Consider the following 14,420-nt stretch of genomic DNA (forward strand, 5'->3'; position numbering starts at 1 on the left):
GGGGTCGCGTTAGATGCTTCAGCATGCCAAGGATGCCCCGGATATGAGCCTCGACCGCATCGCCTGTCGCGTGACGTCCCACCGCCTCGCGGTGATGGGCGCGCTGCACCTGGCCGAGGACGAGGTGCCGGGGCATCGGACGCTGGTGCTTCTGGGCCCCGACGGGCCGGGGTTCTGGGCGCATTTCGAAAGCCAGCCGGAATATCGCGACGCCCGCCCCGACCCGATGGATCGCTGGTCGGCCCGCGTCATCACTGCTGTCGCGCGCGATCTCGGCGGTACGGCGATTTTCCCGTTCGGCGGGCCGCCCTGGCAGCCCTTCATCGACTGGGCGCGGCGCAGCGGCCGCGCCTGGCCCTCGCCGGTGGGCCTGCTGGTGCATGACACCGCCGGGCTGATGGTCTCCTATCGTGGGGCCATCGCGTTGCCCGAGCGGTTCGATCTGCCGCCCCCCGGCACGCGCCCGTGCGACAGCTGCGCCGATCAGCCCTGCCGCACCGCGTGCCCGGTCTCGGCCCTGACACCCGAAGGCTACGACGTGCCGGCCTGCCGCGCCGATCTCGACCGGCCGGGCAATGACTGCCGCGCGCGCGGCTGCGCCGTGCGCCGCGCCTGCCCGGTCAGCCAGGCACATGCCCGGCCAGAGGCGCAATCGGCCTTCCACATGGGGTATTTCGGATGAGGAACCTGATCCTGATGCGCCACGCCAAGTCGTCCTGGGCCAAGCCCGGCCTCGGCGACCATGACCGCCCGCTGAACGGGCGCGGGCGTCGCGCGGCCACGGCGCTCGGGCACTGGCTGCGCGCCCAAGGTCTCGCGCCCGACCAGATCCTCTGCTCGCCCTCGTCCCGCACGCAAGAGACCTGCGAGCGGCTCGGCCTGTCGCTTGCCCCGGAATTGCACGCGCGGCTCTACCTTGCCGAGCCTGCGGAAATGCTCGGCGTCCTGCGCCAGGCGCGCGGCAACCGCGTGCTGATGATCGGCCACAACCCCGGCATCTGCGACTTCGCCCACGCACTGGTTGCGACACCCCCCGCACATGACCGCTTCGCGGATTACCCCACGGGGGCCACGCTGGTCGCACGGTTCGATATCGACGACTGGTCGTATCTCGCCCCCGGCAGCGGGACGGTGCAAGACTTCGTCACGCCGCACGACCTCGGCTAGGCGGCGATGCACCCCCCGGTCTTCATCGGTTCCAACATCTATCGCGGCTCGTCCTACGGGGCGCATCACCCGCTGTCGATCCCGCGGGTGCCCACCGTGATCGACCTCTGCCGCGCCATCGGCTGGCTGCCGCCGGGCCGCTACATCAACAGCCCGCGCGCCAAGCCGCAGGCGCTGACCACCTGGCACACCCCGGCCTATATCGCGGCGCTTCAGCACGCCGAAAATGCCGGCGCGGTCACCCCCGAGACCCGCGATCGCCACCATCTCGGCACGCTCTCGAACCCGGTCTTCGCCGAGATGTTCCGCCGCCCCGCCACCGCCGCCGGCGGCTCGCTGATGGCGGCGAACCTGCTGGCGGATGGCGGCGCGGTCTACAATCCCGGCGGCGGGACGCATCACGGCATGGCCGACCGGGCCGGCGGGTTCTGCTATCTCAACGACCCGGTGCTGGCGATCCATGCCTTCCTCGCGCAGGGGCTCACGCGCATCGCCTATGTCGATATCGACGCGCATCACTGCGACGGGGTCGCGGCGGCCTTCCACGGCGACCCGCGGGTGCTGATGATCTCCACGCACGAGGCGAACCGCTGGCCCTTCACCGGGCCGCTCGACGACCGCGCGGGCGGATCGGCGATCAACCTGCCGCTGCCGCGGGGCACCAATGACACCGGCTTCCGGATGGCGCTTGACGAGGTGATCCTGCCCACGGTGCAGGCCATGCGGCCTCAGGCGCTGATTCTGCAATGCGGTGCCGATGCCGTCACCGAGGACCCGCTGTCGCGGCTCATGCTCTCGAACAACGCCCATTGGGACACTGTCGCGGCGCTGCGCGGCATGGCGCCGCGGCTGCTGGTGCTGGGCGGTGGCGGCTACAACCCGTGGACGGTGGCGCGCCTCTGGTCGGGCGTCTGGGCGACGCTTGCCGGACACGAGATCCCCGACCGGCTGCCGGAACCGGCGCGCGCGGTACTCGCCGCCCTCGCATGGACGCGCCGCCCGATCCTGCCGCCCGACGCGCTGATCGACACGCTGCGCGACACCCCGCGCGAGGGTGCCGTGCCCGACGATCTGCGCCGCGATATCCGCGCCTTGCGCACCCGCCAAACGGCCTGGGTCTGACAGGACTAAAGGCGGCCCGTCGGACCGCCCTTCATGTTGCCCGAAATACTCCGGGGGAGTCGCCCGTCAGGGCGACGGGGACAGCGCCCCCGTCCTCAGTGGCCCAGGATCTGGCTCAGGAACAGCTTGGTGCGCTCGGATTTGGGGTTGTTGAAGAATTCCTCGGGCTCGTTCTGCTCAACGATCTGGCCCTCGTCCATGAAGATCACCCGGTTGGCCACCTTGCGCGCGAAACCCATCTCGTGGGTCACGCAGCACATCGTCATGCCTTCCTCGGCCAGCTCGATCATCGTGTCGAGCACTTCCGAGATCATCTCGGGATCGAGCGCCGAGGTGGGCTCGTCGAACAGCATGATCCGCGGCTTCATGCACAGGCTGCGGGCGATCGCCACGCGCTGCTGCTGTCCGCCCGAGAGCTGGCCGGGATACTTGTCGGCCTGCTCGGGGATCTTGACCTTGGTCAGAAAATGCATCGCCGTGTCCTCGGCCTCGCGCTTGGGCGTCTTGCGCACCCAGATCGGCGCCAGCGTGCAGTTCTCGAGGATCGTCAGATGCGGGAACAGGTTGAAATGCTGGAACACCATCCCGACCTCCGACCGGATCCGGTCGATGTTCTTCACGTCGTTCGACAGCTCCGTGCCGTCGACGATGATCTTGCCCTTCTGGTGCTCCTCCAGCGCGTTGATGCAGCGGATCAGCGTCGACTTTCCGGAACCGGAGGGGCCGGCGATGACGATCCGCTCGCCCTGGTAGACGGTCAGGTCGATGTCGCGCAGCACGTGGAAGGTGCCGAACCACTTGTTCATGTTCACGATCTCGACGGCAACCTTGTCGGAAACCTCCAGCGTCTTTGCGGCTTGCTTCGTTTCTGCCGTCATCGGGTCTGACCCTCCTTACCGGTGATCGGTCTGCAGCTGTCGCTCCAGCCATTGCGAATATTGCGAGATGCCGTAACAGGTGACGAAGAACAGCACGGCGGCAAAGCCGAACAGTTCCCAATAGACGCCGTTCCATTCCGACGAGGCCAGGATCGGGCCGCGGATCATGCCGACGATGTCGAACATCGAGATCACCGAGACCAGCGTGGTGTCCTTGAACAGCCCCACCGCGACGTTGACGATGCCGGGGATCGAGATCTTCATTGCCTGCGGCAGGATGATGAACTGCATCGCCTGCGCGTAATCGAGGCCGAGGCTGTCGGCGGCCTCGTACTGCCCCTTGGGCAATGCGGCCAGCCCGCCGCGGATCACCTCGGCGATATAGGCCGAGGCGAACATGGTGATCATGATGATCACCCGCAGGATCAGGTCGAAATCGTTGTCGGGCGGCAGGAAGTAGCCCAGCACCACGTTGGCCACGAACAGCAGCGTGATCAGCGGCACGCCGCGGATGAACTCGATGAAGACCACGCAGATCCACTTGATGATCGGCATGCTCGACTGCCGCCCCAGCGCCAGCAGGATGCCGAACGGCACCGACAGCGAGATGCAGGTGACGCCCAGCATCAGGTTGATCATGAAGCCGCCCAGATCGCGCGAATCGATCGGTTGCAGCGCCAGGAAGCCCGACATCGGCGTGGTCACATAGCCCGACAGGATCCAGAAGATCAGCGCGGCGGCGAAGCCCGCGATCACCGCCATGCCGGCGCTGGCCGAGACCGTCTTGTTGTAGACATAGGCGCCCACCAGCACGCCCAGCAGGGCGAAGACCGGGACCATGATCGTGCCGCCCCAGATCAGCCAGTAGGCGACGAACGGATAGAGGCCGGTCAGCACCAGGAACTTGCTGGGGATGAACTTGAAGAACAGAAGCGGCGCCGCGCACACGAAGAGCAGGATGAAGGCAAGGCCCGGCCGCCAGTACAGCTCCTCCGGGTACTTGAACCCGAACAGCAACTGGTTCCAGCGCTCGGTCAGCACCGCGAAACAGGCGCCCACTTCGCCGCCGAGGATCTCGCGGCAGGCCGACAGGCTGGGGCTGACCCAGATCCCGTTGAGCAGCCAGGGCGCCGCGGCGACCACGAGCTGGTAGAGCACGAAGATCGACACGAGCGTCAGCAGCGAATTGGCCGGCGACGAGAAGAGGTTCTCGCGCATCCATTTCAGCACGCCGGTCTCGGCCACCGGCGGCGGCGCCTCGGGAAGCATGTCGCGCCGCACGAAAGAGGTGTCACTTTGCGACATGGCTCAACGCTCCTTCAGCTCGATGGACTTGTTGTAGACGTTCATCACCGCCGAGATCGCGAGGCTGATCATCAGGTAGAACAGCATCAGCAGCAGCACGCATTCGATCGCCCGCCCGGTCTGGTTGAGGGTGATCCCCCCCAGCGTGCCGGTCACGTCCATGTAGCCCACGGCGATCGCCAGCGACGAGTTCTTCGTCAGGTTCAGGTATTGCGAGATCAGCGGCGGGATGATGATCCGCAGCGCCTGCGGCAGGACCACGAGGTTCATGATCCGGCGCGGCCGCAGCCCGAGCGAGGCCGCGGCCTCGGTCTGGCCGCGATCGACGGCCTGGATGCCGGCGCGCACGTTCTCGGCGATGAACGCCCCGGTATAGACCGCCAGCGCCAGCCATAGCGCGATCAGCGACCCGCGGATCTGGATCCCGCCCTGGAAGTTGAAGCCCGCGAGCGCCGGGTAGTCGAAGGTGATCGGGCGCCCGAGGATGAAATAGATCAGGATCGTCGGCACCAGCAGGATCACCAGCGCCGGCCAGACCATCGGCAGCAGCTTGCCCGTGTCGTAAAGCAGCCTGGTGGCGTAGCGGCGATAATAAATGGCCCCGAAGATCGACGCGAGGAAGGTCAGACCCACGACCGACGATCCCGGCCCCCAGATCGGCGCCGGGATGTAGACCCCGCGATTGGTGAAGGCGAAGGCCCCGAACAGCATGCTCGACGCCGAATCCTCGCCCCGGAACGCGCTGGGCGCCGGCATCACCGCGGTCATGATGGTGAAGATGATCAGGATCCAGATCAGCACGGGCACGTTGCGGAACGCCTCGACATAGCCGGCCATCAGCTTGCGCACCAGCCAGTTGGGCGAGATCCGCAGGATGCCGGCGATGGTGCCGAGGATGGTCGCGGTCAGACAGCCCAGGAAGGCCACGATCAGCGTGTTGAGCACGCCCACGAAGGCCGCGCGCAGGTGCGGCGACTGGCTGTCATACGGGATGGGGCGCTGGTTGATGTCATAGCCCGCCGGCTCCGTCAGGAAGGAAAAGCTGATATCCTGCCCCTGCTCGGCGAGGTTCTGCACCAGGTTGCTGCCAAGATAGGCAAAAAGCGTGATCAGCAGCATCAGCGCGATGAACTGGAACGTGTAGGACCGGTACCGCGTGTCGTAGATCAGCTGCGAGAACCGGAAGGACTCTCTCGGGGGGTCGGTTGCCGTTGTCATCCGATACTTCCCTGTGCTTCGACCCTTGTTTTTCCGACAATCCTGCCGCGAGCCGTTATTTTTGAAAGCTTTTATGTGAAAGGGGCGCGGCTGGCGCCGCACCCCTCGCCGGTGCCGGATTTACCGGAAGGGCGGTGCGTAGAGCAGACCACCTTCGGTCCACTGCGCGTTCAGACCGCGCGCCAGGCCGACAGGGGTGTTCTCGCCGATATGACGCTCGAACAGCTCGCCGTAGTTGCCGCCCGCCGAGATCGCCTTGACGGCCCAGTCCTGCTCCAGACCGATCATCTCGCCGAGATTGCCCTCGGTGCCGAGGATCCGGTTGATTTCCGGGCTGTCGGTCGGCTCGGATGCCAGTTCCTCGATATTCGCGCTGGTGATGCCGTACTCTTCCGCGGCGATCAGCGCGTTGAGCGTCCAGCGGACGATATCGCCCCACTCGTTGTCGCCGTGGCGCACCAGCGGGCCGAGCGGTTCCTTGGACACCACCTCGGGCAGGATCACGTGATCGCCCGGGCTCTCGAACGCCGCGCGCGTGGCGGCCAGACCGGACGTGTCGGTGGTGTAGGCGTCACATGCCCCGGCCAGGTATTGCTGCTGGCCTTCGGCATTGGTCTCGACCGGGACCGGCTCGTAGTCCATGTCGTTCTTGCGGAAGAAATCCGCGAGGTTGAGCTCGGTGGTCGTGCCGGTCTGGATGCAGACCGTCGCGCCGTTGAGTTCGAGCGCCGAGGTCACGCCGAGCGCCTTGGGCACCATGAATCCCTGACCGTCATAGTAGTTGATGCCGACGAACTCGAAGTTCAGATCGTTGTCGCGCGAGAACGTCCAGGTCGTGTTGCGCGCCAGCATGTCCACCTCGCCCGACGAGAGCGCGGTGAAGCGCGTCTTGCCGGTGGTCGGCACGAAGCTGATCGCTTGCGGATCGCCGAGGACGGCGGCCGCGACCGCGCGGCAGACCGCCACGTCGAAGCCTTCCCACACGCCGTTGGCATCCGGTGCCGCGAACCCGACGAGCCCCGTGGTCACGCCGCAATTCAGTTCGCCGCGCGCGACCACGTCGTCCAGCGTGGCCGCGGCGGATGCCCCGGCGCTCACGCCCGCGACCGTCAGCGCGCCCATAAATACGGATCGTTTCATGTTTACCTCTTCCTGATTTTCCACCCCCTGTCGGGGCAGTTCATTCGACCTGCCAAGAGGCCGCTTTGGCACTGCGTTCGGGACCGCGGCCCCGGTCAGTAACTGGGAGTTTGTGTGGATTCAGCGCGACACGTCAAGTCTTTGTTCAAGAAAGCGAACCCCGCGCACCGCCCCCCGGACACGTCGTCGCGCTCTTGCGCCCGTGCCCCGATCAGCCGCGCGACAGGTCGTGGAACCGCTTGGCGTTGACGAAATCGCGTTCCTTGGCGCGTGCCACGCGGTCCGCATCCTCGTCCTTACCCCATTGCTCCTGCTGCCAGACCTCGTCGAGCCGCGAAACCTGCCAGAGGGTATGCGCCGGCCACGCGCCGCGCAGCGCCGCGAAACCGATGATCAGCGACCCGCTGATGCCGACCAGATCATGAAACGCCGTCATTGCCCAATTATCGAGCATTTCGACCTCGCGGTGCAGCCGGTCGAGCGTCTCGGGATGCTGCGGGCGCGGCATCAGCCCGGTCCGCGTCTCGAGCCGCGCCGACAGTTCCGATTCGGCCCAATCCAGAAGCGGATCCCACGCCTCGGCCTGTCTTGCGGCAAGTTCCGCGGGGCTGTCTGCGCGGTAGCACAGCAGGTCGCTGTCGCCGTAATCGGCGAGCATGCGCGCCATTTCCGCGTGCTGATGCGCGACCTTGTCGATCGTGGCATTGGCGGCGCGGGTGACCGGCATGCTGGCGGGCACGATCTCGCCCGCCTGCGCGTCCCATTCCGCGGCGATCTCGGCGGCCAGCGCGCGGGTAGGCAGCACGACCGGGGCCTTGGCCGGCGTCCGCACCGGGCGCCCGTCCAGATGCACGGTATACCCCTCGGCCAGTTCCGCGACCGTGGCCGCGGTCCAGAACCGTTTCGCCGCCCATTCGCTCATGCCGGCGCCTTTCGCATCTCGTCGAGCATCGCCGCCAGCTCGCGGAAATCGCGGGCGATCGCGGTGGCGGCAGCAAGCGCCTCGGCCGGGTGGTAGCCCCAGCCCACGCCGATACCGGCGATGCCGGCGGCGCGCGCCATGTCCATGTCGTAGCTGGTATCGCCGACCATCACCGCATGCTCCGGCGCGACGCCGGTCTCGGCCAATGCGGCCCGCAGCATCGACGGGTGCGGCTTCGACGGGTGGTGATCGGCCACCTGTCGCGTGACGAAAAGCCGCCGCAGGTCGTGACCGTCAAGCAGCTTCTCGAGCCCGCGCGCCGATTTTCCCGTCGCCACGCCCAGCAGCGTCTCGGGGATGGCATGCAGCGCCTCCAGCGTGCCGCGCGCATCGGGGTATAGCGGCGAGGATTGCGCGACGCCCGTGGTCGCGCGCAGGTCGGTGTAGGCGTCCTTGTACCAGCCGACGAGGCGCGCCTGCACCTCGCCGGGCAGGTCTGGCGCCAGCCGCGCCACCGCCACATCCAGCGACAGACCGACGATCCCGAGGATCGCGGCGCGCGGCGGGGCGGGGTGATCGGCGCGCGCGAAGGCGCTGTGCATCGCCGCAAGGATATCGCCCTGGCTGTCCACGAGCGTGCCGTCCACGTCGAAAACGATCAGGCGCAACGGACCCGTCATGCCATGTCCTCGAGCGGGTCCTCCAGCGCCTCGGAGGGCTGCCATTGGAACAGCTCCCACGTGCGGGCCATGTGTTCGGGCAGCGGCGCCGTCAGGTGCAGCATGGCGCGCGTCACCGGGTGCTCGATCTTCAGGGTGCGGGCATGCAGGTGCAGCTTGCGGCTGACATCGCCGCCCAGCTGCGCTCCCCAGCCATCGCCGAGGTTTTCCTGCCCAGACCCGCCATACTTGCCGTCGCCGATGATCGGATGCCCGATCTCGGCGAGATGCGCGCGCAGCTGGTGCGTGCGCCCGGTGACCGGGATCAGCGCCATCCACGCTACCCGCCCGCCGGCATTCTCGACCATCGCGTAATCGGTGGTGGCGGGCTTGGCGCCGGGGGTGGTGCCCAGATCGCGCGGGTGCAGGCACAGCATCTTCTCGCCCTCGCCCTCGGGGCCGTGCCCGGGCGCCTTGACCAGCCCGTAGCGGATCGTGCCCATGCGCGGATGCGGCGATCCGGCGACGGCGGCCCAGTAGATCTTGCGCGTGTTGCGGTGCCGGAACGCCGCCGTCAGCCCCTTGGCCGCCTCGCGGGTGCGCGCCAGCACCAGCACCCCCGACGTGTCCTTGTCCAGCCGGTGCACGAGGCGCGGCTTTTCCTCGGACCCGAACCGCAGCGCCTCGGCCAGTCCGTCGACATGGCGGGCCTGTTTCGATCCGCCCTGCACCGGCAGCCCCGGCGGCTTGTTGAGGGCTATGACGTGATCGTCGCGGTAGATCACGCATCCCTGGATCATCTTCGCATCGGCGGCGCTGATCCTTGTGGCATCCGGCGCGGGCTTGGTGCCGGGATCGGGCAGGGGCGGGATGCGCACGCTCTGGCCCTCGGCGACGCGGGTGGCCGACTTCACGCGCCCGCCCTCGACGCGCAGGTCGCCCTTGCGGCACATCTTCTCGATCTGGCCCTGCGTCAGGTGCGGGAACTGCCGCCGCAGCCAGCGGTCAAGCCGCTGGTCGCCGTCGCCCGGGGCGACGTGCAGGGTCTGCACGCCGCTCATGCCAGAGCCCCGCGCGCCAGCGCGACGCCAAGCGCCAGCCCGGCCAGCGACAGCACCACGTTCAATCCGACATAGGCGCCCGAGGCCAGGACCTGCCCGCGCTCGAACAGCGCGAACGCCTCCAGCGAGAAGGTGGAAAAGGTCGTGAACCCGCCAAGGATGCCGACCATCACGAGCGGGCCGAGCCAGGCGATATCACGCTCCATCGACAGCACCATCACCACCCCCATCAGGAAAGAGCCCGCGACATTGACCGTCAGGACGCCCAGCGGGAGGCCCGGGCCCGTGATGCGCGACATCGCGACGACCACGCCAAAGCGCAGGCACGCGCCGATCGCACCGCCCAAGGCCACTTGCAGAAGGGTCATCATCATGGCGCGTCTGTCGCGTGCGCGGTGTGTATTGTCAAGCTGGACCGGGGGCGAAGTGATTTTCGTCATGCAGCGCCGTTCGGGCGTCGGAAGGAGGGACGCAGCGCCGCGTCGCGTATCGCGCCGGACCACAGCGTGACGGGCTGCCGTCTGACCAAATGCGCACACGAGGTCACGTACCCGACGAAAAAGGCCCCGGCGCTTTGCCGGGGCCTCTTGGCGTTTTCATCGCAACCGTACCCTAGTGGGCCGGCGACCGGTCCCAGTCCTCGCGCTTGGGAAGCTCCTCGAAGGTATGCTCCGGCGGCGGCGAGGGCAGGGTCCATTCCAACGTGTCGGCGTACTCGTTCCAGTAGTTGTTCTCGGTCACCTTGGCACCGCGGAACAGCGCATAAAGCACCACACCGAAGAAGAACACGAATGACGCGAAGGAGATGAACGCCCCGATCGACGACCACCAGTTCCACAGCGCGAACGCCTCGGGGTAGTCGATGTAGCGGCGCGGCATGCCCTGACGCCCGAGGAAGTGCTGCGGGAAGAAGGTCAGGTTCGCGCCGATGAACATCGCCCAGAAATGCAGCTTGCCCGCCCATTCCGGCAGGTGCCGGCCGGTCATCTTGCCGAAGTAGAAGTAGATCCCGGCAAAGATCGCGAACACCGCGCCAAGGCTCATCACGTAGTGGAAGTGGGCAACCACGTAGTAAGTGTCATGATAGGCCCGGTCCACCGCCGCCTGGCTGAGGACGACGCCGGTGACGCCGCCCACGGTGAACAGGAACAGGAACCCGAACGCCCAGAGCATCGGCGTCTTCATCTCGACCGATCCGCCCCACATCGTGGCGATCCAACTGAACACTTTCACACCCGTGGGCACGGCGATCACCATCGTGGCCAGCATGAAGTAGCTTTGCTGCGTCAGCGACATGCCGACCGTGTACATGTGGTGCGCCCACACGACGAAACCGAGCACGCCGATTGCGATCAACGCCCAGACCATCGGCAGGTAGCCGAAGATCGGCTTGCGGCTGAACGTGGCGATCACGTGGCTGATGATGCCGAAGCCGGGCAGGATGATGATGTAGACCTCCGGGTGCCCGAAGAACCACAGGATGTGCTGGTAAAGCACCGGGTCGCCGCCACCCGCCGGATCGAAGAACGTGGTGCCGAAGTTGCGGTCGGTCAGCAGCATGGTGATCGCGCCCGCCAACACCGGCAGCGCCAGCAGGATGAGCCACGCGGTGACGAAGATCGACCACGCGAACAGCGGCACCTTGAACAGCGTCATGCCCGGCGCGCGCATGTTGAGGAAGGTGGTGATCATGTTGATCGCCCCGAGGATCGAGGACGCGCCCGAGACGTGCACCGCGAAGATCGCCAGATCCATCGACATGCCCGCCTCATTGGTCGACAGCGGCGGATACATCACCCAGCCCACGCCCGAGCCAAGCTGGCCGTTGCCCCCCGGCGCCAGCATCGAGGCGATGCCCAGCGACGTACCGGCGACATACAGCCAGAACGACAGGTTGTTGAGGCGCGGAAACGCCATGTCCGGCGCACCGATCTGCAGCGGCATGAAATAGTTGCCGAAGCCTCCGAACAGCGCCGGGATCACCACGAAGAACATCATCAGGATGCCGTGATAGGTGATCAGCACGTTCCACAGGTGCCCGTTCGGCGTGCAATCCGCGACCGCGGCGGCGGTAAAGCGCATGCCCTCCATGCACATGTACTGCACACCGGGCTCCATCAGCTCCATGCGCATGTAGACCGTGAACAACACCGCGATAAAGCCGACGAGCGCCGAGGTGACCAGGTACAGGATACCGATATCCTTGTGGTTCGTGGACATGAACCACCGGGTGAAGAACCCGCGCTGACCTTCGTGCTCGTGGCCGTGAATGGCTGCGTCCGCCATTGGCTGCCTCCTGCTGAATTTGCGCAGCGCATCGCAAGGGATTCCTCGCACTCGCGCCCGACTGATATCTTGGTTTTAGAATGTCTGCAGGGTCACGGCAATGCGCGAAGTTGATGCAGGCCGAACAATTTGTCGCATGCGCGCGCCCGCGCGATCAGCTTTCGGCCCCGAAAATCCCCGAAATCCGGGCGGTTTCCTCTGCCAGCCCGTAGGGCGGGTTGACCACGAAAAGCCCCGATCCGCGCATCCCGCGGCCCGGTTCGCGCCCCGTTGCACCTGCCGTCACCGGCACCTCGTGGCGCAGCGCGTCCGGAAAGGCGGCGCGCAGCGTGTCCAGCATGCCCGCATGGCTGCCGGCGCCCAGGATCGGGTACCACAGCACCAAAACCCCGACGTTCCACGCCCGCGCGATCCGGGCCATGTGCCGGGACAGGGCGTCGTAATCGGCCTTCACCTCGTAGCTGGGATCGATCAGCATCAGCCCCCGCCGCGGCGTCGGCGGGCAGAGGCCATGCGCCATCTCGAACCCGTCCTGCTTGCGCACCTGCGCCGCGAAAGGCGCCATTGCGGCGCGCAGATGCGCATGCTCGCCGGGATGCAGTTCCGCCAGGTGCAGCCTGTCGCCCGCCCGCAGGCCCTCGGCGGCGATCAGCGGCGATCCCGGATAGGCCGCCTCGCCGTGCCGCGCCCGCACGGCATCCAGGCACCGCCGGTAGGGATGATCGGCGGCAAACCGCTCCCCCAGCCGCCCCACCCCAAGCGCCGCCTCGCCGGTCTTGAGGGCGGCCGCATCCCCCAGATCATACAAGCCCCGCCCCGCATGCGTCTCGATATAGCTCAGCGGCTTGTCCTTGCGCGTGAGATAGTCGAGCACCCAGGCCAGCACCGCATGCTTGTGCACATCCGCCGCGTTCCCGGCATGGTAATGATGCTGATAACTGAGCATGCGCGGCTGTTAGCAGGCGCAGCGGCACAGGGAAAGACGGCATGCCCCGTGCCACCCGCCTCCTTGCGGTCATCCCCGCGCAAGCGGGAAGCCTGCCGGGCCGAGAGATCCTCGGATCAAGCCCGAGGATGACGGCGAAACGGCGCGACGGTCACTCCCCGGGCTTCGGCGGCGGCGTGTAGCCGCCCGGATCGGCCCGCCACTTGTGCCATCTTCGTAGAATGGTTGACACCGAAGATAGGCAAATTCCAATCCGGCCAATGAACGCGTTGCGGCAAAACCTCCGGAAAATTAAACGGCCGCTCCGAAGTCTCCATTTTTACGGACAGCACGATCCGATGGTGTCTTGTCCGCAAGGAAACGCTATCAGCAACGTCATAACGCAGGTATTAGTTGTCATACGGCCATCCGGTAAGCGATAGCGACGTACGAAACCTTTGAAGCAAATGACCAGTCGCCATGTCTGATCCATCATATTTTGACCAATTGATGAACGGGTTGTTTGAAATTCGTTCTTGCAGTTCGACTGCTTCAGCCGGGCCGGTTCCTTTTCTGGCTCTTGACAAACGTTCCATGGTCCCTGCCCCTTCCTTGCGATACTCTTCCAAAGCCCAGTTTAAAATTGTGTCTTTAGTCCCGAATGTAAGCCCCGTCTCGACACCAAAATATTGAATGGAGGGTACATTCGCTGATATCAAAGAAAGCCCCGTTACATCACCCATAGTGATGGTGGTCACAAATCCGCCGGCAAGTGGTTCAGGCTTATCGATCCTGCAACGACGCATATCTGCGCCAATGAACTTAGCACCTAAACAATCCAAGTAATTTAGAATGGAGCCATCAAACCGCGCGCCCGAGAAGTCCGAGTTACGCATGTTTGCGAAGTCGAACCGGCACTGGGCAAAGATCGTACCGCGAAAAGACCCTTGCGATAGATCGAGGCCACGCAGATCACACCCACGCAGATCAAGGCGATATCTCTGATCTGCTTCTATTTCGATTTGCTCGATGCTTCTGCGCTTTATGACATCGATTCCGATTTGAATATCTGTTCTCGGTACGAACGGACCATCCTCGTCCGTTTCTGGTTCAAGATGTGGTGTGTTAGTATTCTCCCGCACATAGGCGCACAGGATTTCCATTGCCCGTACGTGATCGCGGCCCTTGTCGTAGCGCGTGCTGTCCTGCGCGATGCGTTCCAGCGACAGGATCGCGCCGATGCGGACTTCGATATTGGGCTCGGAGGTCTCCTGCGTCGCGCCCTCAACGATTTTCTTGACGGTCTTCTCCGCGCCAAGCTGTTCCACCGCCGCCGTGATCCGGTCGGTGATGTGGCCCTCTTTCTGGAAGTCCACCGTGCGCTGTTTCAACACCGTGCCCCAGACCACGAAGGGCGCGCCCCGCAGGGCCGCGAGCAGCGCGCCCATGCCCAGCGAGGGGCCGGACCCAAGGGCCGACGGCGCGCCGGATAGCAATTGCCAGACCTGCCAGAGCGTGCCCGCGAAGATCACCAGCCAGACCGGCGCCATGATCACGGCAAAGGCGCCCAGCAGGTTGGCCGGGCTCCCGCGGGGTGCGCGGCCCTGTTCGGAGAGGATCAGCCAGACGATCCATGTCGCCACCCCGATGCCGAGCGCGGTCAGGATCACGGCCAGCCCATGCTCTGACATCGGCAACGTGACAGTGACATAAGACTGGTCCATGCGCCCTCACTCG

The 14,420-nt window shown here is 65.8% G+C and carries 14 protein-coding genes; 3 read left to right on the forward strand and 11 right to left on the reverse strand.

Features of this window, described 5'->3' with window-relative positions:
- Nucleotides 1-43: 43 nt before the first annotated feature.
- The 3 genes from V8324_RS02245 to V8324_RS02255 are packed head-to-tail and all read left to right on the forward strand — an operon-like array spanning nt 44 to nt 2,289.
- Complete coding sequence (locus V8324_RS02245) at nt 44-682, forward strand: ferredoxin (protein ID WP_336418283.1); 639 nt, start codon at nt 44-46, stop codon at nt 680-682.
- A complete protein-coding gene (locus tag V8324_RS02250) occupies nt 679-1,167 on the forward strand; it encodes a SixA phosphatase family protein (protein WP_336418284.1) in 489 nt (162 codons plus the stop codon). Before V8324_RS02245 ends, V8324_RS02250 begins: the two co-directional genes overlap by 4 nt.
- Before the next feature lie 6 nt (nt 1,168-1,173).
- The gene (locus V8324_RS02255) at nt 1,174-2,289 is read left to right on the forward strand and encodes an acetoin utilization protein AcuC (RefSeq protein WP_336418285.1); all 1,116 of its coding nucleotides are present in this window, start codon (nt 1,174-1,176) and stop codon (nt 2,287-2,289) included.
- Nucleotides 2,290-2,384: 95 nt separating this feature from the next.
- On the opposite strand, the gene V8324_RS02260 is transcribed toward V8324_RS02255, so the two are convergent.
- The 11 genes from V8324_RS02260 to V8324_RS02310 form a co-directional block, all read right to left on the reverse strand.
- Complete coding sequence (locus V8324_RS02260) at nt 2,385-3,167, reverse strand: amino acid ABC transporter ATP-binding protein (RefSeq protein WP_336418286.1); 783 nt, start codon at nt 3,165-3,167, stop codon at nt 2,385-2,387.
- Nucleotides 3,168-3,182: 15 nt separating this feature from the next.
- Entirely contained in the window at nt 3,183-4,472 is a 1,290-nt protein-coding gene (locus V8324_RS02265) for an amino acid ABC transporter permease (protein ID WP_336418287.1), read from the reverse strand.
- A 3-nt stretch (nt 4,473-4,475) separates the two neighbouring features.
- Entirely contained in the window at nt 4,476-5,690 is a 1,215-nt protein-coding gene (locus V8324_RS02270) for an amino acid ABC transporter permease (protein ID WP_336418288.1), read from the reverse strand.
- A 120-nt stretch (nt 5,691-5,810) separates the two neighbouring features.
- Nucleotides 5,811-6,830 carry an amino acid ABC transporter substrate-binding protein gene (locus V8324_RS02275; protein WP_336418289.1) on the reverse strand — a complete coding sequence of 340 codons (1,020 nt, stop codon included), beginning with the start codon at nt 6,828-6,830 and terminating at the stop codon, nt 5,811-5,813.
- Nucleotides 6,831-7,041: 211 nt separating this feature from the next.
- A complete protein-coding gene (locus V8324_RS02280; RefSeq protein WP_336418290.1) occupies nt 7,042-7,752 on the reverse strand; it encodes an ATP12 family chaperone protein in 711 nt (236 codons plus the stop codon).
- The gene (locus V8324_RS02285; RefSeq protein ID WP_336418291.1) at nt 7,749-8,432 is read right to left on the reverse strand and encodes an HAD-IA family hydrolase; all 684 of its coding nucleotides are present in this window, start codon (nt 8,430-8,432) and stop codon (nt 7,749-7,751) included. Before V8324_RS02285 ends, V8324_RS02280 begins: the two co-directional genes overlap by 4 nt.
- Nucleotides 8,429-9,472 (reverse strand): RluA family pseudouridine synthase, encoded by a 1,044-nt coding sequence (locus V8324_RS02290; RefSeq protein ID WP_336418292.1) that lies wholly within the window; start codon nt 9,470-9,472, stop codon nt 8,429-8,431. The genes V8324_RS02285 and V8324_RS02290 overlap by 4 nt, the downstream gene beginning before the upstream one ends.
- Nucleotides 9,469-9,846: a fluoride efflux transporter CrcB gene (gene crcB, locus V8324_RS02295; RefSeq protein WP_336418293.1), complete on the reverse strand. Its 378-nt coding sequence runs from the start codon at nt 9,844-9,846 to the stop codon at nt 9,469-9,471. Before crcB ends, V8324_RS02290 begins: the two co-directional genes overlap by 4 nt.
- A gap of 238 nt (nt 9,847-10,084) precedes the next feature.
- Nucleotides 10,085-11,758: a cytochrome c oxidase subunit I gene (gene ctaD, locus V8324_RS02300; protein WP_336418294.1), complete on the reverse strand. Its 1,674-nt coding sequence runs from the start codon at nt 11,756-11,758 to the stop codon at nt 10,085-10,087.
- 154 nt (nt 11,759-11,912) lie between these two features.
- A complete protein-coding gene (rlmJ, locus tag V8324_RS02305) occupies nt 11,913-12,704 on the reverse strand; it encodes a 23S rRNA (adenine(2030)-N(6))-methyltransferase RlmJ (protein ID WP_336418295.1) in 792 nt (263 codons plus the stop codon).
- Between the two features lie 389 nt (nt 12,705-13,093).
- Complete coding sequence (locus tag V8324_RS02310; protein WP_336418296.1) at nt 13,094-14,407, reverse strand: pentapeptide repeat-containing protein; 1,314 nt, start codon at nt 14,405-14,407, stop codon at nt 13,094-13,096.
- Nucleotides 14,408-14,420 lie beyond the last annotated feature (13 nt).

The sequence above is a fragment of the Roseovarius sp. D22-M7 genome (assembly GCF_037083785.1).
Lineage (GTDB): Bacteria > Pseudomonadota > Alphaproteobacteria > Rhodobacterales > Rhodobacteraceae > Roseovarius.

Excerpts from the sequence above, each read along its gene's own strand:
- V8324_RS02245 (WP_336418283.1), top strand. The coding sequence starts at position 44 with ATGAGCCTCGACCGCATCGCCTGTCGCGTGACGTCCCACCGCCTCGCG.
- rlmJ (WP_336418295.1), bottom strand. The coding sequence starts at position 12,704 with ATGCTCAGTTATCAGCATCATTACCATGCCGGGAACGCGGCGGATGTG.
- V8324_RS02265 (WP_336418287.1), bottom strand. The coding sequence starts at position 4,472 with ATGTCGCAAAGTGACACCTCTTTCGTGCGGCGCGACATGCTTCCCGAG.
- V8324_RS02285 (WP_336418291.1), bottom strand. The coding sequence starts at position 8,432 with ATGACGGGTCCGTTGCGCCTGATCGTTTTCGACGTGGACGGCACGCTC.
- crcB (WP_336418293.1), bottom strand. The coding sequence starts at position 9,846 with ATGATGATGACCCTTCTGCAAGTGGCCTTGGGCGGTGCGATCGGCGCG.
- V8324_RS02290 (WP_336418292.1), bottom strand. The coding sequence starts at position 9,472 with ATGAGCGGCGTGCAGACCCTGCACGTCGCCCCGGGCGACGGCGACCAG.
- V8324_RS02270 (WP_336418288.1), bottom strand. The coding sequence starts at position 5,690 with ATGACAACGGCAACCGACCCCCCGAGAGAGTCCTTCCGGTTCTCGCAG.
- V8324_RS02280 (WP_336418290.1), bottom strand. The coding sequence starts at position 7,752 with ATGAGCGAATGGGCGGCGAAACGGTTCTGGACCGCGGCCACGGTCGCG.
- V8324_RS02250 (WP_336418284.1), top strand. The coding sequence starts at position 679 with ATGAGGAACCTGATCCTGATGCGCCACGCCAAGTCGTCCTGGGCCAAG.
- V8324_RS02275 (WP_336418289.1), bottom strand. The coding sequence starts at position 6,830 with ATGAAACGATCCGTATTTATGGGCGCGCTGACGGTCGCGGGCGTGAGC.
- V8324_RS02310 (WP_336418296.1), bottom strand. The coding sequence starts at position 14,407 with ATGGACCAGTCTTATGTCACTGTCACGTTGCCGATGTCAGAGCATGGG.
- ctaD (WP_336418294.1), bottom strand. The coding sequence starts at position 11,758 with ATGGCGGACGCAGCCATTCACGGCCACGAGCACGAAGGTCAGCGCGGG.
- V8324_RS02255 (WP_336418285.1), top strand. The coding sequence starts at position 1,174 with ATGCACCCCCCGGTCTTCATCGGTTCCAACATCTATCGCGGCTCGTCC.
- V8324_RS02260 (WP_336418286.1), bottom strand. The coding sequence starts at position 3,167 with ATGACGGCAGAAACGAAGCAAGCCGCAAAGACGCTGGAGGTTTCCGAC.